The organism is Nocardia sp. CNS-044 (assembly GCF_059570515.1).
The window spans coordinates 158,210-180,002 of the sequence record NZ_JCANSX010000013.1; the positions used below are offsets into that span (position 1 = coordinate 158,210).

The window sequence follows — 21,793 nt, forward strand, 5'->3', positions numbered from 1 at the left end:
CCGGTCTCGCCCCACCCTGCACGCTGTCGAGTGATGTAGAGAGTACCTTTCAGTTCGGCTCACAACGCATATACCCTGCGCAAAGAGGAAACTGTGGCGTACACGGCAACCCGTTTCCGAAAAGCGCCCCCGACCCGCTATAGTTCAGACCCGGTGCGCCGGGTTGGCGGAACTGGCAGACGCGACGGTCTCAAAAACCGTTGTCCGAAAGGACGTGTGGGTTCGAGTCCCACACTCGGCACCAATGCTGGGGTTGCCCTGCTTGCGCGCTTCGCGGCTGCGCCGGGGCATTGGTGTTCGTGTTCATCTGGGGGTGCAACCCCCAGACCCCGCCCGGCGGGGCTTCGCCCCCCGGACCCCCTTCCAGTGGCTGGCTTTGGCTGCATCGCTCGCGCTGGTCCTTCGGCAGCGTTTCAGGACTGCATGGGAAGACTACGCGGCGATTCAGTGGCGAATCGCTTACCGGCAGTCTCGCTGCCTGCCGGATGACGGCTCGGCCTCCATCACCTCGTCGGCGGTGTCGGCGCGAACCTCGCCGCCGCGTGCGGCGAGCATCCGGATGAACCGACGTGGCGGCTCGCACGTACCTCGTAGGGTGGGGCGTAGGAGTGCGCGCCGTTGCGGAGGTTGCGGTATGCGGGTGAGCAGGATGACCGTGGATCTGTCCGGGTATCCGGATCTGGTCGTCGTCTACCTCGGGATGCGGGTGCGGCGGCCGCGGGGGATGCTGCGGCTGCTGGGGCTGGGGCCGAAGCTCTATCGGTCGCATCGGGACCGGCCGGACGGGCTGCTGCTGCACGAGGACGTCGTGTGGGGGTTGTTCCCGCCGCACTGGGGTGCGCGGCAGTACTGGCGCGATCTGGACAGCCTCGAGCGGTGGACGCGGTCGGAGCCGCACCGGGAATGGTGGGCGAGATTCCTGAAGGACTCGGGTGGGACGGGGTTCTGGCACGAGGCCTACTTCGCGCGCGGCGGCATCGACGCGATGTACGACGACATGGCGCCCGCGACGGGGATGGCTCGGTTCGCCCCGGTGGTCGCCTCCCGCGGGCCGATGTTCTCGACGCGCGGGCGAGTACACGGCGAAAAGGCGAAAGTCGCGCCGGTGATCGCCGAAAAGGCTTATTACCGAGATGAATACGAGTGAGTGAGCGCACAACGCCGCGATGACGGGTCGATGATTGAAGGTCGAATCGTCTGGGTAAGTACAGCGATAAGCCCGGCGCTCGATCGTGACGCGCATCGAGAATCCGCCTGAATACCCGGGTGAGCTTTGTGTACGGCACGCGACACCGAGATGAATATGTGTCTGCGCACCTGTGATTCGAACTCGCGCGCCTTCTGGTCGGCGACAGCCCGAATTACCGTATTCCCATGCACGTCCTGTTCGTCTGCAACGGCAATGTCTGCCGTTCGGTGATCGCCGAGCGGCTCACCCGCGCTCTCGCCGTCGAACACGACCTCGCCGGTCTCACCGCGGAAAGCGCGGGCACCCGCGCGCTGGTCGGATTCCCCATCGAACCGCTCACCGCGCAAACCATTTCCGGTCTCGGTGCGGATCCGGAGGGTTTCCGCGCGCGCAAACTCAAGCCGGAAATGATCGACCGCGCCGATCTCGTGCTCGCGATGACCGAACAAATCCGAGATCAAGCCGCCGACATGGCATTCGGCGCCGCCGCACGCACTTTCACGCTGCTGGAAGCGCACCGGATCGCCAAGGTCACCGGCGCGCGCACGGTCGCCGACCTGAATCTGGCCCGCAACGATCTGTCCTTGGTCGGCAGGGAGAACATCGCCGACCCGGTCGGTCTTTCCGAGGCCGCCTATTGCGAAGTCGGCGACCGCATCGCCGAAGCGCTTGTGCCGTTGATGCTGGCGCTGGCGCCGCACGCACAAACCCGGCCCGAAGACGACGACCGCACCGGACTAGTGCTGCAACCGGGCGCCGCGCCCGCGCCGCTCTCGGCTTTCCTGGCGGCGCATCGCATCCGGTGACGCGGCTCATCCCGTGACACAACGCAATCCGGTGGTTCAGCGCAATCCGCTGGCACCGGGCAACTCGATGACACAGCGCAACCCGGTGACGCAGCGCAATCCGGCCGGACTCGGCGTCCGGCAAACACCGCGAAATCGGAACGCGCGCCCGAAATCGCGCCCGGCTGTGTCGCGCGAGAGCACCGAGGCATTAAACTCCCGGCGGACAGCATCAGTCATTGGTGGTCCGACACACGACAGGAACCAGACATGCCGAGAATCTCGGATGTTTCGCTTCATGTTTATGTGACGCCAGAGATCCTCGAACAAGTCGTCGAGAGGGTTCGCGCGGTGGTGGACGACCACCTGCACGACCGCGACGTCTTCGCCTGGCGTTTCACATTGCCCGTCGAACCCGACAACCCCACGCACGTGGTGCTCGAAACCCAATGGCGCGGAAGCCATCCGGGCAGCGATCCGGACCCGCGCCGCACCTACGAGATCGCGCTCAGCCTGGTCGGCGCACCGCGCGATCTGACCGCCCCGAGCCTGGCCGCGCTGGAACGGCGGCTGATGATCGAAACATCCTGCGGCACCGCCGATCCCGATGTGCCGCGGACGATAAGCACGCAGCGCAGGGACAGCTTCGATTTCGAGACCGAGCGGGAAATCCTCTAGGCCCTGCCTCGAAGTCCGGCTAGCCTCCGAGACAGTGCCTAGCGCTTCCGGTCACCGACGCGACGGGAAGTGGCGGATCAGACCTTCCTGCACCGTGGTGGCCAGGAGCTCACCGCTGCGCGAGTAGAACCGGCCGGTGGCCAGGCCGCGCGAGCCCGCCGCGACCGGGGACTCGGTGGAGTACAGGGCCCAGTCGTCGAAGCGGAACGGGCGGTGGAACCAGATGGAGTGGTTCACGGTGGCCGCGACGATCCGGTCCAGTCCCCAGGACAGGCCGTGCGTGGTGATGATCGAGTCGAGCACCGTGGTGTCGGACGAATAACCGAGCGTGGCGACGTGGATCAGCGGATCGTCGGGCAGCGTGCCGTCGGCGCGCATCCAGACGCGGTTGTGGTTGAGCCGCTCCCCCGTGCCTTTCAGAATCCAGGCCGGGTCGTTGGTGTAGCGCATGTCGATCGGGTGCGGCGCGTTGACGAACATCTCCAGCTTGTCCTCCAAGCCTTCGAAGCTCTCCTCGACGCGCGGCAACTGCTCGGGATCCGGCACCTCGGGGTGGGGATGGGCGTGCTCCAGCCCCTTGCCCCAGTCCTGGAAGGCGGCCAGCATGACGAACAGCTCCTGATCGTCCTGCACCGCGGTGACCGTGCGGTTGGCGAAGGAGCGGCCGTCCCGGTGCCGGTCCACCCGGTACTCGATCGGCTGCTTCGGATCGCCGCCCCGCACGAAGTGCGCGTTCACGGCGTGCACGGGCCGGTCGCCCACGGTGCGACCGGCCGCCATGATCGCCTGGGCGACCAGCTGTCCGCCGAAGGTCCGGCTCCAGACCTTCTCCGGATGGTGACCGACGAAGACGTCGGTGTCCATCTGCTCGAGATCGAGCAGACCGAGCAACACATCCAGATCGGACCGCGTCGTCGGGTCTTGGGTGCCGACGTGGCCGCCTAGCGAAGCACTCACTCTAATGGTCCTCCTCACCGATACGGTGCACGTGGATCAGGTTGGTGGAACCGACAGTACCGGGCGGGGAGCCCGCCACGATGACCACCAGGTCACCCTTCTTGTATCGGTCCATCGACAGCAACGCCTGGTCCACCTGGTGGATCATCGCGTCGGTGGTCTTCACCGTCGGCACGATGAACGTCTCGGTGCCCCAGGTCAACGCGAGCTGGCTGCGCACCTCGGGCAGCGGGGTGAAGGCGAGCAGCGGCAGCGGGGTGTGCAGGCGGGCCAGGCGGCGCACGGTGTCGCCGGACTGGGTGAACGCCACCAGCGCCTTGGCGTTGAGCCGCTCGCCGATGTCGCGCGCGGCGTAGGAGATGACGCCGCGCTTGGTGCGCGGCACGTGGGTCAGCGGCGGCACCCGGGTGGAGGACTCTGCCTCGACCGCGTGCACGATTCGCGCCATGGTGCGCACCGTCTCGATCGGGTACGTGCCGACCGAGGTCTCACCGGAGAGCATGACCGCGTCCGCGCCGTCCAGCACCGCGTTGGCCACGTCCGAGGCCTCGGCGCGGGTCGGGCGCGAGTTCTCGATCATCGACTCCAGCATCTGGGTCGCGACGATGACCGGCTTGGCGTTCTCCCTGGCCATCTGGATGGCCTTCTTCTGTACCAGCGGCACCTGCTCCAGCGGCAGCTCGACGCCGAGGTCGCCACGCGCGACCATGATCGCGTCGAAGGCGAGCACGATCGCCTCGAGGTTGTCGATGGCCTCGGGCTTCTCCAGCTTGCCGATCACCGGGACGCGCCTGCCGACCCGGTCCATCACGTCGTGCACCAGCTCCACGTCGGAGGGCGAGCGCACGAACGAGAGCGCGATGAAGTCGACGCCGAGCTTCAGCGCGAATTCCAGGTCCTCGATGTCCTTCTCGGACAGCGCGGGCACCGAGACGTCCATGCCGGGCAGCGAGACGCCCTTGTTGTTGGAGACCGGTCCGCCCTCGGTCACCCGGCACACCACGTCGTTGCCGTCGACAGCGGTCACCGTCAGGCCGACCTTGCCGTCGTCGACGAGCAGGCGGTCGCCGGGCTTGGCGTCCTTGGCCAGCTCCTTGTAGGTGGTCGAGACGCGGCTGTGGCTACCGTCCACGTCGTCTACGGTGATGCGCACTTCCTCGCCGGTCGCCCACACCGTACGGCCCTCGGTGAACCGGCCGAGCCGGATCTTGGGGCCCTGTAGATCGGCGAGGATGCCGACCGCTCTGCCGACGTGGTCCGACGCCTGCCGCACCTTCTTGTAGTTCTCGGCGTGGTCCGCGTGCTCGCCGTGGCTGAAGTTCAGCCGCGCAACGTCCATCCCGCTCTCGACGAGTTCGCGGATACGGTCCTCGGTGGCAGTGGCCGGGCCGAGCGTGCACACAATCTTCGTCCGTCGCATCACGAGTAGAGCCTAGTCCTGCCGGGTGGCGTGGGCCCGTCGTGGCCTCGGTGAAGAATTGGTGAACTGGTCCTCACCTGGCGACGTGCCGGGACAGGCGGGTCTCCAGGCGAGTCTGACCGAAGCCGAGGATCAGGCAGATGACCCAGTAGTACAGCGCGGCCACCCCGTAGAGGGCGAAGAAGTCGAAGGTCGGCGCGGCCGCCAGCTGGGCGGTGCGCAGCAGTTCGGTGACCAGGATGGTCGAGGCCAGCGAGGTGTCCTTGACCAGCGAGATGAGCGTGTTCGACAGCGGCGGCACCGCGATGCGCGCGGCCTGCGGCAGGATGATCAGCCGCAGCATCATCGGATACGACATGCCGAGCGCCTGCGCCGCCTCCCACTGGCCGTGCGCGACCGACAGGATCGCGGCGCGCACCACCTCGGCCGCGTAGCCACCGACATTCAGGCTGAACGCGATCACCGCCGCCGGGAACGGATCGATGACGATGTCGAACTGCGGCAGCGCGTAGAACACGATGAACAGCTGCACCAGCAGCGGCGTGCCGCGGATGATCGAGATGTAGAAGCGCGCGGGCGCGGACAGCAGCCAGGTCGGCGACATCCGCGCCAGCGCGACGAACAGCGCGAGCGCCAAACCGATCACGAAGCTGATCGCGGTGAGCGGAATGGTCTTGGTGACGGTGGCCTCGAGCATCGGCCACAGGTTGCGCCAGATCAGCTCCCGGGTCGCGGCGTCCACTGGCGGTTATTCGCTGACGTCGACGCCGAAGTACTTCTCCGAGATCTGCGCCAGTCTGCCTTCGGCGCGCAGCTCGTCCAGCGCGCGGTTCACCTCGGCGATCAACGGGTCGCCCTTGCGGGCGGCGAAGCCCATGGTGCTGGTCTCGCCGGTCTGCGCGGCGATCTTCACCGACTTGTCGCCGGAGGTCTTGGTGTACTCGTTGAACACCAGGTTGTCGTTGACGGTGCAGTCGACGCGACCGTTCTTCAGCAGCTGGATGGCCTGCACCCAGCCCTCGACGGCCTCCACCTTCGCGCCGGCGCCCGCGGCGACGGCACTCCAGTTGCTGGTGGCGGACTGCGCGGAGGTCTTGCCCGCGAGATCGGCGAGCGAGGTGATGGCGTTGTTGTCGGCGCGGGTGACGATCACGCCCTCGGAGGTCGTGTACGGCTGGGAGAGCTCGTACTTGTTCTTGCGCTCCTCGGTGATCGAGACCTGGTTGGCGACCAGATCGAAGCGCTTGGACTCCATGCCCGCGAAGATCGCGTCCCACGGCGTCTGCACGAACTCGACCTTGCGGCCGAGTTTGTCGGCGACGGCGCGAACCACGTCGACGTCGTAGCCGGTGAGCGCGCCGTCGGAGCCCTGGTAGCTGAACGGCGAGTAGGTGCCCTCGGTGCCGACCTTCAGCACGTTCGGGTCGTCGCCGCTACCGCAGGCGGTGAGGCCGGTGGCGGCGACGATGGCGAGCATGGCGGCGGCGAACAGCTTGCGACGCACGAAATCCCTCTCTCCGGTGCGTGGACGGCCCCACACACGACACACAGATCCGGCCCAAGTTACGCCCGTCGCGGGCCGTTGCACAGTATTTCGATCAACGTGCGCGAAAGGTCGCGTCGCGGAAACACGAAGGGCGCCGCCTTGTCGGCGGCGCCCTTCGGCTGGCGATCAGTCCCGCAGGGGTCGCCCGTTGGCGTCGGGCACCTTGCCGGTGAGGATCATGATCCCGTCGATGAGCGCCCAGATTCCGCAACCACCGCAGGTGACGATCTGCAGGATGCCGATGGTCGTGTACCCCAGGTAGAAGCGACCGATACCCAGGGTGCCGACCAGCAGCTGCAGAATGCCCGCGATCATCTTCTGCTTGTCGGACAGCGGCACGCCGAACGCGTCACGGCCGTACGGCGCCTCCGGATCGGCCGGGTTGTAGCCCTGCGGCTGACCGTACGGCGCGGCAGGCGGGTAACCACCCGGCTGCTGGCCGAACTGCTGCTGACCGTACGGGTCGGCGGGCTGGCCGTACTGCTGGCCCGAAGCGTCCTTGTTCAGGTCCGGTCCCGTACCGGGCGGACCGTACTGCGGGCCGCCGAAGCCCTGGTTGTTCTGGTAAGGGTCGGTCACTCATGTCCTCCTCATCAAGTGGGCACCCATTGCTGGCCCCCGGTTCGACGATCGCCTCGACGGGCACGCCCGCGACGATCACCGGTCATTCTCGCCGGAATCGATCGATTTTGTCGCATCAGCGCCCATAGGGCACGGGGTCCGAGGAATTGGATTCCTCGGACCCCGTGTGGTTTATCGCGCCCTGTGGTGAATGTGTTGCCTACGCCCGCCGTCGATTTCGCGGTCGCGAGCTACTCGCCCTTGTCGGCGGTGAACTTCTCGCCCACTCCGGCAGCGGACTTCGCGTCCTCGATGGACTCGTCCGCTTCCGGGGAGGCACCCGTCTCCGCGACCGCGGCGGACTTCTCGGCCGCAGTGGACTTCTCGCCTCCGTGCGGCGACTTCGCCGAGTTCGCTGCCGTAGCCTCGGTGGACTTCTCCGCGCTCATAGTCGCCGACTCACCGCTGTCGGAGTTCTCCGACATCGCCTCGCCGGGATCATCCAACCGGCCCGATTCCGAGTCCGATTCGCCCGCGTCGTCTTTCGCGGACTCCTTGGTCAGCGCCACGCCGCCCCCGGCCGTCGCCGCCGATACGCCCGCGGCACGCAACGCGCCGATCTGCCACGGCCACGGTCGGTTCATCGCGCCGGGTTGCAATTGATCCGCGGTCTCGCGTCCCTTCGTGGCGAACACGAAATAGGCGATGGCCGCGAGGAAGACGAGCGCCGAGGTGAACGAGTTGACGCGGATGCCCGCGATCATGGTGGCCTCGTCGTCGCGCATCAGCTCCACGCAGAACCGGCCGAAGCTGTATCCCGCGACGTAGAGCGCGAACAGCCGACCATGGCCGATCCGCCAGCGCTTGTCGATCTGCACCAGCAGCACCACGATCAGCACGTTCCAGAGCAACTCGTAGAGGAACGTCGGGTGCACGATCTTCTCGACCACGTCGTTGGAGACACCGTTCATCGGGTCGGGATCGCCGTTGGCGTCGAACCTCGGGTAGATCTCCAGGCCCCAGGGCACGGTGGTCTCGCGGCCGTAGAGTTCCTGGTTGAACCAGTTGCCGAGGCGGCCGATGGCCTGGGCCAGCAGGATCGGCGGCGCGATGGCGTCGCCGAAAGCGGGCAACGGGATGCGGTACACCCGGCAGCCGATCCAGGCGCCGACGCCGCCGAGGAACACCGCGCCCCAGATGCCGAGCCCGCCCTGCCAGATGTAGAGCGCCTCGATCGGGTTGCCGCCCGCGCCGAAGTACTTCTGCCAGTCCGTGGCCACGTGGTAGAGGCGCCCGCCGACCAGGCCGAACGGCACCGCGAACATGGCGACGTCCAGCACCGTGCCCTGCTGACCGCCGCGCTCCTGCCAGCGCCGCTCGCCCCACCAGATGGCGACGACGATGCCGAGGATGATGCACAGGGCATAGGCCCGCAACGGGATCGGCCCGAGTTGCCACACGCCTTGCGGGGGGCTGGGGATATAGGCCAGCACATCGCTTCGTAACGTCACGGGGCCACCGTAGCCGAGGACCGGCGAAGCGCACGATCCGGCGGGCCTCCCGCCGCCTCTCGCCCCGGCCGTACGCGGGACTTCGACGGCCTCCACTCGGCACTACCGGCCGGGCGTGCCTCCGCGTTCGCCGCGGCCGTGCGCGCTCTGGACGGACTCCGCCCGAGGACAGGTCCTACGAGGCGACGGTCGCCGAGCGTACGCCGTCGGCGAGTTCGCGGGTCAGCGCGCGCACCGCGTCCAGCCCGCCGGCCGCCGCCGTGACCAGCGCCGAACCCACGATCACGCCGTCGGCGTAGCTGGCGATCTCGGCGGCCTGTGCGCCGTTGCGGACGCCGAGGCCGACGCCGATCGGGATGTCGGAGTGCGAGCGGACGCGAGCGCACAGTGCGGGCGCCGCGGAGGACACCACGTCGCGTGCGCCGGTGACGCCCATGGTCGAGGACGCGTAGATGAAACCGCGGCTCGCCTCGAGCGTCTTCACCAGTCGCTCCTCGGTGGAGGACGGCGCGACGAGGAAGATGCGGTCCAGATCGTGCGCGGCCGAGGCGACGAACCAGTCGTCGGCCTCTTCCGGGATGAGATTCGGCGTGATGAGGCCCGCGCCGCCCGCCGCGGCGAGATCGCGCGCGAAACGGTCGACGCCGTACTTGAGCACCGGGTTCCAGTAGGTCATCACCACGGCCTTGCCGCCCGCCTCGGCGATCGACTCGACCACCGTGAACACGTCGCGCACCCGCACACCGCCGCGCAGCGCCTGCTCGGCGGCGGCCTGGATGGTCGGGCCGTCCATCACCGGGTCGGAGTAGGCGACGCCGACTTCGATGATGTCGCAACCGGATTCGACCATCGCGCGGCAGACATCGATGGAACCGGCCAGGTCCGGGTAGCCCGCGGGCAGGTAGCCGATGAGAGCGGCCCGGTTCTCCGCGCGCGCCGCGGCGAAGGTGTTGGCGAGACGGGACTGCTGACTCACGACTCGGTCTCCTGCGGTGCGTCGAACAGCCCGAACCAGCGGGCCGCGGTGTCCATGTCCTTGTCGCCGCGGCCGGACAGGTTGACCAGGATGATCGCGCCGGGGCCGAGTTCCTCGCCGAGCTTCAGCGCGCCCGCCACGGCGTGCGCGGACTCGATCGCCGGGATGATGCCCTCGGCGCGGCTGAGCAGCAGCAGCGCGTCCATCGCCTCGGTGTCGGTGATGGGCAGGTACTCGGCGCGGCCGATGTCCTTGAGGTAGGCGTGCTCGGGGCCGACGCCCGGGTAGTCCAATCCCGCGGAGATGGAATGGGATTCGATGGTCTGACCGTCCTCGTCCTGCAGCAGGTACGAGTAGGCGCCCTGGAACGCGCCCGGCGTGCCGCCGGTGAAGGTCGCGGCGTGCCTGCCGGTGTCGACGCCGTCGCCCGCCGCCTCGTAGCCGATCAGCCGGACGGCCGGATCGTCGAGGAAGGCGTGGAAGATGCCGATCGCGTTGGAGCCGCCGCCGACGCACGCGGTCACCGCGTCGGGCAGCCTGCCGGTCAGGTCCTGCACCTGCTGGCGCGCCTCGAGGCCGACGATGCGCTGGAGGTCGCGCACCATGAGCGGGAACGGGTGCGGGCCCGCGGCCGTGCCGAAGCAGTAGTAGGTCTGTTCGGCGTTGGTGACCCAGTCGCGCAGCGCCTCGTTGATGGCGTCCTTGAGCGTCTGCGAGCCGGTGGTCACCGAGATGACCTCGGCGCCGAGCAGCCGCATCCGCGCCACGTTCAGCGCCTGGCGGGCGGTGTCGACCGCGCCCATGTAGATGACGCAGTCCAAGCCGAGCAGCGCGCACGCGGTGGCGGTGGCGACGCCGTGCTGGCCCGCGCCGGTCTCCGCGATGACACGGGTCTTGCCCATCCGCTTGGCCAGCAGCGCCTGGCCGAGCACGTTGTTGATCTTGTGCGAGCCGGTGTGGTTCAGGTCCTCGCGCTTGAGCAGGATGCGCGCACCGCCGGCGTGCTCGGCGAGCCGCTTGCACTCGAACACCGGCGAAGGACGTCCGGTGTAGTCGCGCTGCAGGCGGTCCAGTTCGTCCAGGAAGGTGTGGTCGGCGCGGCACTTCTCGTACTCGGCGGTGACCTCCTCGATCACCGCCATCAGCGCCTCGGGCACATGCCTGCCGCCGTAGACGCCGAAGTGGCCGCCGAGATCCGGTTCGTGCGAACTCGGATGGGCGACGCCCGCGCTGGCCTGGGGTAGTCCGTGCACCGCCATCACCGGCCCCGCCGGGCCGGCTTGGGGCAGGACGGGTGGGTGCCCGCGGTCACCAGCTCCGACACTGCCGCGCGCGGATCGCCGCTGGTCACCAGACCCTCGCCGACGAGCACGGCGTCCGCGCCCGCACCGGCATAGGCCAGCAGGTCGGCGGTGCCGCGGATGCCGGACTCGGCGATCCGGATGACCTCGGTGGGCAGCCCGGGAGCGATGCGTGCGAACACGTCGCGGTCCACCTCGAGCGTCTTGAGGTTGCGGGCGTTCACGCCGATCACCGACGCGCCCGCGGAGAGCGCGCGGTCGGCCTCTTCCTCGGTGTGCACCTCGACCAGCGCGGTCATGCCGAGCGATTCGGTGCGATCGATGAGCGAGGAGAGCACGTCCTGCTCGAGCGCCGCGACGATCAGCAGGATGACGTCGGCGCCGTGCGCGCGTGCCTCGTGGATCTGGTAGGGACCGACCACGAAATCCTTGCGCAGGATCGGGATGTTCACGGTGGCGCGCACCGCGTCCAGGTCGTCGAGCGAGCCGCCGAAACGGCGTCCCTCGGTGAGCACGCTGATGATGCGGGCGCCGCCGTCCTCGTAGGCCTTGGCCAGGCTCGCGGGATCCGGGATGTCGGCCAGCGGTCCCTTGGACGGGCTCGCCCGCTTGACCTCGGCGATGACGCCGATGCCGTCTTCCAGGAGTGCGGCGCGCGCGTCCAGCGGGGCGGGCGCGGCGGCGGCTGCGGCCTTGATGGCGGGGAAGTCCAAGAGGGCTTCCCGTGCGGCCACATCCGCGCGGACCCCGTCGAGAATCGAGTCGAGTACCGTCATCTGGCTCGAATCCTTTCTGGGGAGACGGACTTGCTGCCTGAGAATCCCCCCAGGCGCTGTCTCACCGATGCTGACAAAGAATAAATGGCCTTACCTCTTGTCTTGCCGCCGGGGTTCAGCTCCGCGGCCGACCTGCGGTCGCACCATGCGGGGAACCCACGGGACGTGGTCTGGGCGGTCACGTCAGCCCGCACCGCCGTCCGCCGCACGGTCGCGCGGGTTCGACGCGGCGGTGTCGGGCGAATCGGGCTCGTCTCCCTCGCGCGCAATCGGATTCACGTTTTCGCGCGATTCGGACACCGCGCGGTCGCCCGAATCCGGCATCGCGCCGGGCGTGTCGTCCGTCGGATCGGTGCCCGCGTCCAGCGCGTCCCACAGCACCCGCTCGGAGAGTTGCCCGGAGTCGTCCGCGGCGCGCCGCTTGGTCACCTCTTCGGTGGCGGCCTCGCGACGGACCACCGGACTCTCGTACTTGCCGGAGAGCCTGCCCGACTCCCTCGGCATCCTGGCGAGCAGGACACCGGCGGCGAATGCGGCGAACGCGGCGGCCAACGTGAGCACCGCGGGCAACGGGGCGGTGGTCACCTCGGTGACCGTAGCGCGGCCGGGCAACTCGGCCAGCGCGGCGGCGCGTTCCGACGTCGCGCCCTGTCCGGTGAGCAATGCGAAGGCGGGCACGGCGGTCACCGCGGCGACGAGCGCGACGAGCACACCGACCATCCGGCGCAGCCATCCCTTGGTGGCGAGCAGCGCGGCGATGGCCGCGAGCAGCACCAGTGCCAGCGGGGTGAGCGCCCCGAACCAGACGCTGCCGTTCAGCTCGTCGGTGCGCGGTTCGGTGAGCCCGTCCGAGGACGACACCGTCACCCAGGTCAGCCTCGACGAGCCCCACATCAGCGCCGCGGCGAGCGCGAGAAGCACGATGGCCCCGACCGGGTACCGACGTCCTTCGGCGCGTCCGGGGGGCGCGACCGCCTCGGCCGCGGACGACTCGTCGGGTTCGGCCGAGGCGCGCGGATGTCGGTCGGGTTCGTTGCTCATAGGGTTCCGCCGTCTCGGTTCGCCGCATCGGCATCGCCCGTGGGCGCGGCATCGGCTTCGGAGGCGGAACCCGCGGCGCCGTACGCGCGCACGGTCTCGGCGGCGGCGACGGCCTTCAGCACCGCCATCGCCTTGTTGCGCGATTCCACGTCCTCGTAGTCCGGGTCGGAGTCGGCGACCACGCCCGCGCCCGCCTGGACGTAGGCGACGCCGTCCTTGAGCAGGGCGGTGCGGATGGCGATCGCGGTGTCGGCGTCGCCCGCGAAGTCGAGGTAGCCCACGACACCGCCGTAGACGCCGCGCCGCGTCGGCTCGAGTTCCTCGATGAGTTCCATCGCGCGCACCTTCGGCGCACCCGAGAGCGTGCCCGCCGGGAAGCAGGCGCTCACCGCGTCCAACGCGACCTTGCCCGGCTTCAGCCGTCCCGACACCGTCGACACCAAGTGCATGACGTGGCTGTAGCGCTCGATATGCCGGTACTCGGTGACGCGCACCGTGCCCGGCTGGCAGACCCGCCCGAGATCGTTGCGCCCGAGATCGACGAGCATCAGGTGCTCGGCGTTCTCCTTCTCGTCGGCGAGCAGGCCCTTCTCCAGCAGCAGGTCGTCCTCCTCGGTGACGCCGCGCCAGCGAGTGCCCGCGATCGGGTGCGTGGTCGCCACGCCCTCCTTCACGGTCACCAGCGATTCCGGGCTGGAGCCGACGATGGAGAAGGCGGTGCCACCCTCGCCGTCGGGGACGTGGATCAGGTACATGTACGGACTCGGGTTGGAGGCCCGCAGCATCCGATACAGGTCGAGCGGCTCACCGTGGTAATCCATCTCGAACCGCTGGGAGAGCACGACCTGGAACGCCTCGCCCGCCTCGATCTCCTTGACCAACCTGCGCACGCCCGCGCCGAATTCGTCGGAGGTGCGCTGGCGGCGGTACTGCGGCTCGGGCTGGTCGAAGACCGAGACGGTGGACTGGGCGGGCGCGGCGAGCGCCTCGGTCATCCGGTCCAGCCGCGCGACCGCGTCGTCGTAGGCCTCGTCGACCCGGTCGGCGGTGCCGTTCCAGTTCACGGCGTTGGCGATCAGGGTGATGGCGCCCTCGTGGTGGTCGAAGGCGGCCAGGTCGGTGGCCAGCAGCAGCACCATCTCGGGCAGTCGCAGGTCGTCGGCGGCCAGGTTGGGCAGCCGCTCGATGCGGCGCACCGCGTCGTAGCCGAGGTAGCCGACCATGCCGCCGGTCAGCGGCGGCAGATCGGGCAGCCGCTCGGTGCGCAACAGTTGCAGCGTCTCGCGCAGCGCGAGCAGCGGGTCGCCGCCGGAGGGAGCGTCCACCGGGATGTTGCCGAGCCAGGCCGCTTCGCCGTCCACCACGGTCAGCGCCGACGGGCTGCCCGCGCCGATGAACGACCAGCGCGACCAGGACCGTCCGTTCTCGGCGGACTCGAACAGGAAGGTGCCCGCCCGATCGGCGGCCAGCTTGCGATAGGCCGACAGCGGAGTTTCGGAGTCCGCCAGCACCTTTCGGGTCACGGGGACCACCCGGTGTTCCGCGGCGAGCAGATGGAACTGTTCGCGGGTCGTGGTGGTGGGAGTGGACGCGCCAGGCATTCCTCCATCATCCCAGGGCGGACGCTCGGACTTCGTCCGGCCCGGTCCAAGGCCGCCATCGGCGCGTCGCCGGCGACTCGCGCACCCGTGAGCCGTGGGCGCGCGCGTCCCTACTCTCGCCGCGTCGGCTTCGAGCGACCCACCTCCCGGCCCGGCGATCGGCGGCCGAACGGACAGTACCGAGCGTCCAGTACGCCCGGTACTGTTCTGATCTATGCGCAAAGGCCAGCTCGCCCCACAGTTCGAGCTCCCCGATCAGTCCGGCACCGTCCGCTCCCTCGACGAATTGCTCACCGAGGGACCGCTGGTGCTGTTCTTCTACCCGGGCGCCAATACCCCGATCTGCACCGCGGAGGCATGCCACTTCCGTGATCTGTCCGCGGAATTCACCGCGCTCGGGGCGTCCTGCGTCGGCATCAGCACCGACGCCGTGGACACCCAGGCGGGCTTCGCCACCAAGCAAAGACTCGACTATCCCCTGCTATCCGACCGCGACGGCGCGGTGGCCGCGCAGTTCGGCGTCAAGCGCGGACTGCTCGGCAAACTCGCGCCGGTGAAGCGGCAGACTTTCGTCATCGACACCGACCGCACCGTGCTCGAAGTGATCACTGGAGAGTTGCGGGCCGACGCGCACGCCGACGAAGCGCTGGCCTTCCTGCGCGAGCGCGTCCGCTGAGCGTTTTTCCTCCTTCGCTCCGGCCGTGCGCGGCCGGAGCGGACACCGTCCGGTAGCGCCGACGAGGCGAAACGCCGACGCGCACCGCCGTCCGGAGACCGACCGGTCGGCCTACGCTGAACCCATGACTTCGAGCGAGGTTCGGCCGGACGGCAAATCCAGCGCGTCCGTCTGGCGCAATCGGATCATCGGCGGCGTGGTCCTGTTCGTGGCCCTCGTCGTCACCTACCTCATCCTGGCCGCCTTCATCCCGCGGTGGTGGGCCCAGCGGCTCGCCGAGATGGTGAACGGCAGTTTCGCCAAGGGCATCGGCTGGGGACTGCTCCTCGGCGGCATGTGCACCCTCGTCCCGCTGTTGTTGCTGCTGTTCGCGGTGCTGATGTGGCGCAAGCGGGCCGGCAAGTTCCTGGCGGGCGCGGCGGCGGTGCTGGCCGTCCTCGTGGCGATACCGAATCTGATGACACTGACCATCGTGCTCGGCGGCAACAACGCCGCCCACGCGGGCGAGCGCATCCTGGACGTCGACGCGCCCGCGTTCCGCGGCGCGTGTCTCGTCGGCGCGGTGCTCGCGGTGCTGTTCTTCCTCGGCGCTGTGTACCTCGCCACGCGCCGCGGAATGCGGCGCAGGAAGGCCGCGTCCGCGACCGCCCCCGCGCCGGACACGACCCCGACACACCACGACCACCTGTGAATGAACTCACGACATCGGTGATCTGTATGACCCTCGAGCGAAGTCGTGGCAAACTCGTCGACGCGAGTGACCGTGACTACGCTTCTCAATAATCGATAGGCTCCCTAACTACCCCCACGTCACTTGGCTCGAAAGAAGGCGCATAGTGACGAAGTGGCTGGATCCCGTGGAACAACGGGCTTGGCGCGCGGTCGTGGCGCTGATGACGCGGCTGCCGAGCGCCTTGGATACCCAATTGCAGCGCGAATCCGGAGTCACTCATTTCGAGTATTGGGTTCTGACGTTGCTTTCCGAGGAACCGGGACATCGGCTCCAAATGAGTGACCTTGCCCACAAAGCAAATGCCTCGCTATCGCGGCTGTCCCATGTGGTTTCCAAGCTGGAGCGATTGGGCTGGGCGCAACGCTCGTCGACGGTGGGTCGCCGCGGCGTCCAAGCGGTCCTCACCGACGACGGCTATCTCAAGGTCGTGGAGGCGGCGCCCGGCTATCTGGACGCGGTGCGGCGCTTGGTTTTCGACGGGTTGGACGCCACGCAGAAGGCGCAGCTCGCCGATCTCAGCGAGATCCTCGCGCAGCGGCTCACCGAGGTGATCGGTCAGCTCGCCTCGACCGACGGCGCCGCCCGAGGTGACCGGTCGACCGAGTGAACGCCTGATCCGTCAGCTGGGTTCGCCGAGCAGCACGTCCGAATCGAAGCAGGTGTGGGTGCCGGTGTGGCACGCCGCGCCCTCCTGGTCCACGACGAGCAGGACGGTGTCGCCGTCGCAGTCCAGCCGCACCTCGTGCACGTACTGGGTGTGACCGGAGGTCTCGCCCTTGACCCAGTACTGCTGGCGCGAGCGCGAATAGTACGTCGCCTTGCGCGATTCCAAGGTGCGAGCCAGGGCCTCGTCGTCCATCCAGGCGACCATCAGCACATCCCCGGTGCCGCGCTCCTGCGCGACGGCCGCGACGAGCCCCGCGTCGTTGCGCTTGAGGCGGGCGGCGATGGCGGGGTCCAATGTCATGTCACCGTTATAACAGGGCCGTCGCGGCGTCGGTCCGGCGCGTGCGGCGCAGCGCTGCGAGTACCTTGCGCCGCTGGTCCTCCGGCCACCAACACCCGAACGTCCTCGCCGGCTCGCGTCCGGCGGGACCGTGCACTCAGCGAACGACGATCTTCTCCGCGCGCATGGAGTCCTTGACCTGGCCGATGGTGAGGTCACCGAAGTGGAAGACGCTGGCGGCGAGGACGGCGTCCGCGCCAGCCTGCACCGCGGGGGCGAAGTGTTCGACGGCCCCGGCGCCACCGCTGGCGATGACCGGCACCGAGACGGCGGCCCGGACCGCGCGGATCATCGGCAGGTCGAAGCCGGTCTTCGTGCCGTCGGCGTCCATCGAGTTCAGCAGGATCTCGCCGACCCCGAGTTCGGCGCCGCGCACGGCCCATTCGACGGCGTCGATGCCGGTGCCGCGCTTGCCGCCATGCGTGGTGACCTCCCAGCCGGAGGTGGTGTCGGGCTGGCCGTCGGGCACGGTGCGGGCGTCGACGGAGAGCACGATGCACTGCGAACCGAATCGCTCCGACATCTCCCGCAGCACCTCGGGCCTGGCGATCGCGGCGGTGTTCACCGAGACCTTGTCCGCGCCCGCGCGCAGCAGCCGGTCCACGTCCTCGACGGTGCGCACGCCGCCGCCGACGGTGAGCGGGATGAAGATCTGCTCGGCGGTGCGGGTCACCACGTCGATCATGGTGCCTCGGTCGCCGGTGGAGGCGGTGACGTCGAGGAAGGTCAGTTCGTCGGCGCCCTGGGCGTCGTAGAGCGCGGCCAACTCGACGGGATCGCCCGCGTCGCGCAGGTTCTCGAAGTTGACGCCCTTGACCACCCGGCCCGCGTCCACGTCCAGACACGGGATCACGCGTACGGCCAACGTCATCGGCTCATCCTTCCTCGGCGGTCGACGGATCGGCGACCGTGCAGATCATCTCGAGCAGTTCTTCGTGCACCCCGGGCGCCGCCGCGAGCACGGAGCCGGAGGTGATGGTCCACGGCTCGCCCGCCAGGTCGGTCACCACGCCGCCCGCCGCGCGGACCAGCGCGACGCCCGCCGCGTTGTCCCACGGGTGATGGCCGAACACGATCGCGCCGCCGAGCACCCCGGCGGCGGTGAAGGCCAAGTCGATGCCGGTGGAGCCGTGCATGCGCACCCGGGAGGACAGCCTGCTGAGCGGACCGAGCAGATCGAAGCGGAAGCGGCCGGGGATGCGTCCGTCGGAATCGACGTTGAAGGCGCCGAATCCGATCATCGAGTCGGCCAGCTTCGCGGACGGCAGCGGCGCGAGCGGTTTGCCGTTGAGCAGCACCGGCCCGCCGCGCATCGCGGCGTAGCGCTGCCCGAGGATCGGCAGCCAGGTCAGTCCGAGCACCGGTTCGCCGTCGCGCACCAGCGCGAGCAGCATGCCGGAGAGCGGGTGACCGGAGGAGTAGTTGAAGGTGCCGTCGATCGGGTCGAGCACCCACGCGGTGCCGGCGGTGAGCTGCGGACCGCCGAATTCCTCGCCGTGCACCTCGATTCCGGTGCGCAGCGCCAGGCCCTCGGAGACGGTCCGTTCCAGCTCCAGGTCGAGTTCGGTGGCGAAGTCGTTGCGGCCCTTGGTGACCGCGCTCGGCGCGCCGAGCCCCTCGACGAAACGCCCACTGGCGTCGTCGAGGATCTCGCTCGCCACGGCGAGCAGTTCGGGAAGCTCCGCGATCAGGTTGGCAGCCATCGGTTTTCGGATCAGCGCACCGCGGCGAGCGCCTCGGGCAGGGTGAACCGGCCCGCGTACAGCGCCTTGCCGACGATCGCGCCTTCGACGCCGTCGGGCACCAGCCCGGCGATGGCGACCAGATCCTCGACGGTGGAGACGCCGCCGGAGGCGACCACCGGGGCGTCGGTCGCCGCGCACACGTCGCGGAGCAGGTCCAGGTTCGGGCCGGTCAGGGTGCCGTCCTTGGTGACGTCGGTGACCACGTAGCGCGAGCAGCCGTCGCGCTCCAGACGTTCGAGCACCTCCCACAGGTCGCCGCCGTCGCTGACCCAACCGCGGCCGCGCAGCCGGTGCTCGCCGTCGATGATGCGCACGTCGAGGCCGACGGCGATGCGCTCGCCGTGCCTGGCGACGGCGCTGGCGCACCACACCGGATCCTCCAGCGCGGCGGTGCCGAGGTTGACGCGGGCGCAGCCGGTGGCCAGCGCCGCCTCGAGGGATTCGTCGTCACGGATGCCGCCGGACAGCTCGACTCGCACGTCGAGTTCGCCGACCACCTCGGCGAGCAGTTCACGGTTGGAGCCGCGGCCGAACGCCGCGTCCAGGTCGACCAGGTGCACCCACTCGGCGCCCGCCTCCTGCCAGGCCAGTGCGGCGTCGCGGGGCGAGCCGTAGCTGGTCTCGCTGCCCGCCTCCCCCTGGACCAGGCGCACGGCTTCTCCATTGGCGACATCGACGGCAGGCAGCAGCACAAGACTCACTCCGAGCAGCATAGTCGGCCACTCCCCGCGCCCTACCTCCGGCCTGCGGAAACGCACCGGGTTCGGCGGCGGTCAAGATCGCGAGTGATCGTCCAGTATCCGGGTGAGCAGGCCGACCAGCTGGCGGCGCTCGGCGGCGGACAGCGCGGCGAGCAACTCGTCCTGCGCGATGTCGAGGCGCCCGTCCAGGTCGTCGAGATGGCGAGCGCCGGGGCGGGTCAGGGTGACGATGTTGCGGCGGCGATCACCGGGGTCGGGGCTGCGTTCCACGAAACCGCGGTCGGCCAGGTCGTTGAGCGCCGCGACGATGTCGCTGCGGTCGATGCGGGTGCGGCGGCCGAGATCGGCTTGGCTCGCTGGACCGAATTCGCGCAGCGTGGTGAGCAGGGCGTAGTGGTGTCGGCGCGATCCGGTGTCTTCCAGCGCCCGTTCCGTCGCCCGGTCGGCCACGATGGCGACCTGGTTGATCAGCCGGGTGGGCAGCGCGCGCAGCCTGCCCGCGACGCCATTGTGCGCGATCTCCATGGCACCAATCTAGCAACCCACTTGTTGGCGGGACCCACATTCGATATCGTTGGCCATGCCAACGTTGGAGTCGCCAACATTTGATACGAAAGGCCATCGACATGAAGAAGATCCGCCTCGTCCTCCCCCTCGCCCTGTTGCCGATCGCGGCGCTCGCCGCCTGCTCGTCCACCGCGACGGCCGCCGACGCCGAGCGGCGGGAAATCCGAGAATTGTTGGACCGCAGCCACATCACCGCACTCGTCGACCGCCTCGGCCACGCGCTGGACGAAGGCGCGTTCGAGGACTTCCGGCAGATCTACACCGCCGACGCCAGCGCCACCACGCCCGGCGGTACGGCGCAGGGGGTCGACGCGATGATCGCGCAGGCGGGACGAAGTCACTCCGCGGACAAGAAGGTTCAGCACTTCATCAGCAATGTGATCGTCGATCTGCGCGGCGACACTGCCGCCGTCCGCGCCAATCTGCTGGCCACCTTCGCACCGGTGGTCGAGGGCGCGCTCACCGAACCGAAGTACACCCTGGGTGAGATCTACAGTTTCGACGCCATGCGAACTGCGGAGGGATGGCGGCTTTCCCGGATACGAAGCACGCCGCAGTGGGCGATCGGTACGCGGTTCTAGCTCCGCAGCCCCGCGAAGCGCCCCACCGCAGGGTTGCCCGTCCTCGGGTCAGAGCGCCCGAAGTCGACGGTAGTCGAATGGTTGCGATTCGATCTTGAAAAGCCGCCATATGACTACCGTCGAATCCATTTCACTATCGACGGTAGTCAATCGAAGGTCAGCGCTTACGGCTCACAACGAGTCGATCCAGTTACGCAACAGATGAGCTCCCGCGTCGCCGGACTTCTCCGGGTGGAACTGCGTGGCGGACAAGGCACCGTTCTCCACCGCGGCGAGGAACGGCACCCCGTGCTCGGCCCAGGTGAGCTTCGGCGACGCGAAGTGCTCGCTCGGCGGAAGGTCCCAGGTCTGCGCGGCGTAGGAGTGGACGAAGTAGAACCGGGTATCGGCGTCCATGCCCTTGAACAGCACGCTGTCGGAAGGCGCCGACACGGTGTTCCACCCCATGTGCGGCAGCACCGGCGCGGACAACCGCTCCACCACGCCCGGCCATTCGGCGCACCCGTCGGTCTCCACGCCGAACTCCACGCCGCGCTCGAACAGGATCTGCATGCCGACGCAGATGCCGAGCACCGGACGCCCACCGGCCAGGCGCTGGCCGATGATGCGTTCGCCGCGCACCTCGCGCAGCCCCGCCATGCAAGCCGCGAACGCGCCGACGCCGGGCACCACGAGACCGTCTGCGGCCAGCGCGATCTGCGGGTCGGCGGTCACCTCGACGCGCGCACCAGCGCGCACCAGCGCCCGCTCCGCGGAGTGCAGGTTGCCGGAGCCGTAGTCCAGCAGGGCGACGGATTTCGTTGTCACAGCGTTCCCTTCGTCGACGGCACACCGCTCACCCGCGGGTCGAGCTCGACGGCGGCGCGCAGCGCCCGCGCCACGGCCTTGAACTCGGCCTCGGTGACGTGGTGCTGGTCGCGGCCGTAGAGCACCCGCACGTGCAGGGCGATCCGGGCGTTGAGCGCGATCGACTCGAAGACGTGGCGGTTGAGCACCGTGGAGTACGGCGCGCCCGGCTCGGAGCGCCCGCGCACCGGGCTGCCCGGGATCACCGCGTGCAGCAGGTGTTCCGGCTCGCCGGTGTGCACGCAGTACGGCCGACCCGACACGTCGACCGCCGCGTGCGCGAGGGTCTCGTCCATCGGGATGAAGGCGTCGCCGAAGCGGCGGATGCCGGACTTGTCACCCAGCGCCTTGCCGAGCGCCTGCCCGAACACGATGGCGGTGTCCTCCACCGTGTGGTGCGCCTCGATCTCGATGTCGCCCTCCGCGCGCACGGTCAGGTCGAAGCTGGCGTGCGCGCCGAGCGCGGTCAGCATGTGGTCGTAGAACGGGACGCCGGTGGAGATCTCGGTCTTGCCGGTGCCGTCCAGATCCAGTTCGACGACGATGCTGGATTCCTTGGTGATGCGCTCGACCCGCGCGGTCCTTGTCATCGGTGC

General features: G+C 69.0%; 25 protein-coding genes and 1 tRNA gene. 8 read left to right on the forward strand and 18 right to left on the reverse strand.

The features are described 5' to 3' along the window. Positions 1 to 157: 157 nt before the first annotated feature. The 4 genes from T333_RS33040 to T333_RS33055 all read left to right on the forward strand — a co-directional run bounded on the left by T333_RS33040 (position 158) and on the right by T333_RS33055 (position 2,652). Positions 158 to 244, forward strand: a tRNA-Leu gene (locus T333_RS33040). A gap of 390 nt (positions 245 to 634) precedes the next feature. After that, positions 635 to 1,147, forward strand: a complete 513-nt coding sequence (locus T333_RS33045; protein WP_355004111.1) for a monooxygenase family protein — start codon at positions 635 to 637, stop codon at positions 1,145 to 1,147. Positions 1,148 to 1,374: 227 nt separating this feature from the next. After that, a complete protein-coding gene (locus T333_RS33050; protein WP_355004112.1) occupies positions 1,375 to 1,995 on the forward strand; it encodes an arsenate reductase/protein-tyrosine-phosphatase family protein in 621 nt (206 codons plus the stop codon). Positions 1,996 to 2,244: 249 nt separating this feature from the next. Next, on the forward strand, positions 2,245 to 2,652 hold the full coding sequence (locus tag T333_RS33055) for a hypothetical protein (RefSeq protein ID WP_496426928.1): 408 nt from the start codon (positions 2,245 to 2,247) through the stop codon (positions 2,650 to 2,652). A gap of 51 nt (positions 2,653 to 2,703) precedes the next feature. On the opposite strand, the gene T333_RS33060 is transcribed toward T333_RS33055, so the two are convergent. The 11 genes from T333_RS33060 to T333_RS33110 all read right to left on the reverse strand — a co-directional run bounded on the left by T333_RS33060 (position 2,704) and on the right by T333_RS33110 (position 14,342). After that, on the reverse strand, positions 2,704 to 3,516 hold the full coding sequence (locus T333_RS33060; protein WP_355004167.1) for an acyl-CoA thioesterase: 813 nt from the start codon (positions 3,514 to 3,516) through the stop codon (positions 2,704 to 2,706). Positions 3,517 to 3,610: 94 nt separating this feature from the next. Next, positions 3,611 to 5,032 (reverse strand): pyruvate kinase, encoded by a 1,422-nt coding sequence (pyk, locus tag T333_RS33065; RefSeq protein ID WP_355004115.1) that lies wholly within the window; start codon positions 5,030 to 5,032, stop codon positions 3,611 to 3,613. Between the two features lie 70 nt (positions 5,033 to 5,102). Beyond that, a complete protein-coding gene (locus T333_RS33070; protein ID WP_308209788.1) occupies positions 5,103 to 5,771 on the reverse strand; it encodes an amino acid ABC transporter permease in 669 nt (222 codons plus the stop codon). 6 nt (positions 5,772 to 5,777) lie between these two features. Continuing rightward, positions 5,778 to 6,533 (reverse strand): amino acid ABC transporter substrate-binding protein, encoded by a 756-nt coding sequence (locus T333_RS33075; protein ID WP_496426929.1) that lies wholly within the window; start codon positions 6,531 to 6,533, stop codon positions 5,778 to 5,780. Positions 6,534 to 6,701: 168 nt separating this feature from the next. Beyond that, complete coding sequence (locus tag T333_RS33080; protein ID WP_496426930.1) at positions 6,702 to 7,154, reverse strand: TM2 domain-containing protein; 453 nt, start codon at positions 7,152 to 7,154, stop codon at positions 6,702 to 6,704. 233 nt (positions 7,155 to 7,387) lie between these two features. Then, positions 7,388 to 8,647, reverse strand: coding sequence for a prolipoprotein diacylglyceryl transferase (lgt, locus tag T333_RS33085; protein WP_496426931.1), 1,260 nt, complete (start codon positions 8,645 to 8,647; stop codon positions 7,388 to 7,390). Positions 8,648 to 8,822: 175 nt separating this feature from the next. Next, a complete protein-coding gene (gene trpA / locus T333_RS33090) occupies positions 8,823 to 9,623 on the reverse strand; it encodes a tryptophan synthase subunit alpha (protein WP_496426932.1) in 801 nt (266 codons plus the stop codon). Continuing rightward, positions 9,620 to 10,882, reverse strand: coding sequence for a tryptophan synthase subunit beta (gene trpB / locus T333_RS33095; RefSeq protein ID WP_355004120.1), 1,263 nt, complete (start codon positions 10,880 to 10,882; stop codon positions 9,620 to 9,622). Before trpB ends, trpA begins: the two co-directional genes overlap by 4 nt. Continuing rightward, positions 10,882 to 11,700: an indole-3-glycerol phosphate synthase TrpC gene (gene trpC / locus T333_RS33100; RefSeq protein ID WP_067846729.1), complete on the reverse strand. Its 819-nt coding sequence runs from the start codon at positions 11,698 to 11,700 to the stop codon at positions 10,882 to 10,884. The genes trpB and trpC overlap by 1 nt, the downstream gene beginning before the upstream one ends. A 183-nt stretch (positions 11,701 to 11,883) precedes the next feature. Further along, entirely contained in the window at positions 11,884 to 12,741 is an 858-nt protein-coding gene (locus T333_RS33105) for a TIGR02234 family membrane protein (RefSeq protein WP_496426933.1), read from the reverse strand. Beyond that, a complete protein-coding gene (locus T333_RS33110) occupies positions 12,738 to 14,342 on the reverse strand; it encodes an anthranilate synthase component I (protein ID WP_355004122.1) in 1,605 nt (534 codons plus the stop codon). The genes T333_RS33105 and T333_RS33110 overlap by 4 nt, the downstream gene beginning before the upstream one ends. 214 nt (positions 14,343 to 14,556) lie before the next feature. Between T333_RS33110 and T333_RS33115 the strand changes: the two genes are divergently transcribed. From T333_RS33115 to T333_RS33125, 3 genes are all read left to right on the forward strand, one after another. Beyond that, on the forward strand, positions 14,557 to 15,018 hold the full coding sequence (locus T333_RS33115) for a peroxiredoxin (protein WP_355004123.1): 462 nt from the start codon (positions 14,557 to 14,559) through the stop codon (positions 15,016 to 15,018). A gap of 124 nt (positions 15,019 to 15,142) precedes the next feature. After that, positions 15,143 to 15,709 carry a permease gene (locus T333_RS33120; protein ID WP_496426934.1) on the forward strand — a complete coding sequence of 189 codons (567 nt, stop codon included), beginning with the start codon at positions 15,143 to 15,145 and terminating at the stop codon, positions 15,707 to 15,709. Between the two features lie 202 nt (positions 15,710 to 15,911). Then, positions 15,912 to 16,358 (forward strand): MarR family winged helix-turn-helix transcriptional regulator, encoded by a 447-nt coding sequence (locus T333_RS33125; protein ID WP_357256768.1) that lies wholly within the window; start codon positions 15,912 to 15,914, stop codon positions 16,356 to 16,358. Positions 16,359 to 16,370: 12 nt separating this feature from the next. On the opposite strand, the gene hisI is transcribed toward T333_RS33125, so the two are convergent. The 5 genes from hisI to T333_RS33150 all read right to left on the reverse strand — a co-directional run bounded on the left by hisI (position 16,371) and on the right by T333_RS33150 (position 19,728). Beyond that, entirely contained in the window at positions 16,371 to 16,718 is a 348-nt protein-coding gene (gene hisI, locus T333_RS33130; protein WP_097248387.1) for a phosphoribosyl-AMP cyclohydrolase, read from the reverse strand. A 136-nt stretch (positions 16,719 to 16,854) separates the two neighbouring features. Beyond that, positions 16,855 to 17,628 (reverse strand): imidazole glycerol phosphate synthase subunit HisF, encoded by a 774-nt coding sequence (gene hisF / locus T333_RS33135; RefSeq protein WP_357256743.1) that lies wholly within the window; start codon positions 17,626 to 17,628, stop codon positions 16,855 to 16,857. 4 nt (positions 17,629 to 17,632) lie between these two features. Then, positions 17,633 to 18,460: an inositol monophosphatase family protein gene (locus tag T333_RS33140; protein WP_496426935.1), complete on the reverse strand. Its 828-nt coding sequence runs from the start codon at positions 18,458 to 18,460 to the stop codon at positions 17,633 to 17,635. 11 nt (positions 18,461 to 18,471) lie between these two features. Then, complete coding sequence (gene priA / locus T333_RS33145) at positions 18,472 to 19,203, reverse strand: bifunctional 1-(5-phosphoribosyl)-5-((5-phosphoribosylamino)methylideneamino)imidazole-4-carboxamide isomerase/phosphoribosylanthranilate isomerase PriA (RefSeq protein WP_496426936.1); 732 nt, start codon at positions 19,201 to 19,203, stop codon at positions 18,472 to 18,474. Positions 19,204 to 19,275: 72 nt separating this feature from the next. Continuing rightward, a complete protein-coding gene (locus T333_RS33150; protein ID WP_355004128.1) occupies positions 19,276 to 19,728 on the reverse strand; it encodes a MarR family winged helix-turn-helix transcriptional regulator in 453 nt (150 codons plus the stop codon). A 101-nt stretch (positions 19,729 to 19,829) separates the two neighbouring features. Between T333_RS33150 and T333_RS33155 the strand changes: the two genes are divergently transcribed. After that, positions 19,830 to 20,351, forward strand: a complete 522-nt coding sequence (locus T333_RS33155; protein ID WP_496426937.1) for a nuclear transport factor 2 family protein — start codon at positions 19,830 to 19,832, stop codon at positions 20,349 to 20,351. 171 nt (positions 20,352 to 20,522) lie between these two features. Here T333_RS33155 and hisH read toward each other — a convergent pair whose 3' ends face one another. Next, positions 20,523 to 21,158: an imidazole glycerol phosphate synthase subunit HisH gene (gene hisH / locus T333_RS33160; RefSeq protein ID WP_355004130.1), complete on the reverse strand. Its 636-nt coding sequence runs from the start codon at positions 21,156 to 21,158 to the stop codon at positions 20,523 to 20,525. Beyond that, complete coding sequence (hisB, locus tag T333_RS33165; RefSeq protein ID WP_141812686.1) at positions 21,155 to 21,787, reverse strand: imidazoleglycerol-phosphate dehydratase HisB; 633 nt, start codon at positions 21,785 to 21,787, stop codon at positions 21,155 to 21,157. Before hisB ends, hisH begins: the two co-directional genes overlap by 4 nt. Positions 21,788 to 21,793: the final 6 nt, after the last annotated feature.

What these genes read in the sequence shown, in the direction of transcription:
- hisB (WP_141812686.1), bottom strand. Translation starts at nt 21,787, where the DNA reads ATGACAAGGACCGCGCGGGTCGAGCGCATCACCAAGGAATCCAGCATC.
- T333_RS33045 (WP_355004111.1), top strand. Translation starts at nt 635, where the DNA reads ATGCGGGTGAGCAGGATGACCGTGGATCTGTCCGGGTATCCGGATCTG.
- hisF (WP_357256743.1), bottom strand. Translation starts at nt 17,628, where the DNA reads ATGACGTTGGCCGTACGCGTGATCCCGTGTCTGGACGTGGACGCGGGC.
- T333_RS33150 (WP_355004128.1), bottom strand. Translation starts at nt 19,728, where the DNA reads ATGGAGATCGCGCACAATGGCGTCGCGGGCAGGCTGCGCGCGCTGCCC.
- T333_RS33115 (WP_355004123.1), top strand. Translation starts at nt 14,557, where the DNA reads ATGCGCAAAGGCCAGCTCGCCCCACAGTTCGAGCTCCCCGATCAGTCC.
- T333_RS33060 (WP_355004167.1), bottom strand. Translation starts at nt 3,516, where the DNA reads ATGGACACCGACGTCTTCGTCGGTCACCATCCGGAGAAGGTCTGGAGC.
- hisI (WP_097248387.1), bottom strand. Translation starts at nt 16,718, where the DNA reads ATGACATTGGACCCCGCCATCGCCGCCCGCCTCAAGCGCAACGACGCG.
- trpC (WP_067846729.1), bottom strand. Translation starts at nt 11,700, where the DNA reads ATGACGGTACTCGACTCGATTCTCGACGGGGTCCGCGCGGATGTGGCC.
- T333_RS33120 (WP_496426934.1), top strand. Translation starts at nt 15,143, where the DNA reads ATGACTTCGAGCGAGGTTCGGCCGGACGGCAAATCCAGCGCGTCCGTC.
- T333_RS33055 (WP_496426928.1), top strand. Translation starts at nt 2,245, where the DNA reads ATGCCGAGAATCTCGGATGTTTCGCTTCATGTTTATGTGACGCCAGAG.
- T333_RS33105 (WP_496426933.1), bottom strand. Translation starts at nt 12,741, where the DNA reads ATGAGCAACGAACCCGACCGACATCCGCGCGCCTCGGCCGAACCCGAC.
- T333_RS33155 (WP_496426937.1), top strand. Translation starts at nt 19,830, where the DNA reads ATGAAGAAGATCCGCCTCGTCCTCCCCCTCGCCCTGTTGCCGATCGCG.
- T333_RS33110 (WP_355004122.1), bottom strand. Translation starts at nt 14,342, where the DNA reads ATGCCTGGCGCGTCCACTCCCACCACCACGACCCGCGAACAGTTCCAT.
- T333_RS33050 (WP_355004112.1), top strand. Translation starts at nt 1,375, where the DNA reads ATGCACGTCCTGTTCGTCTGCAACGGCAATGTCTGCCGTTCGGTGATC.
- trpB (WP_355004120.1), bottom strand. Translation starts at nt 10,882, where the DNA reads ATGGCGGTGCACGGACTACCCCAGGCCAGCGCGGGCGTCGCCCATCCG.
- T333_RS33125 (WP_357256768.1), top strand. Translation starts at nt 15,912, where the DNA reads ATGACGCGGCTGCCGAGCGCCTTGGATACCCAATTGCAGCGCGAATCC.
- T333_RS33140 (WP_496426935.1), bottom strand. Translation starts at nt 18,460, where the DNA reads ATGGCTGCCAACCTGATCGCGGAGCTTCCCGAACTGCTCGCCGTGGCG.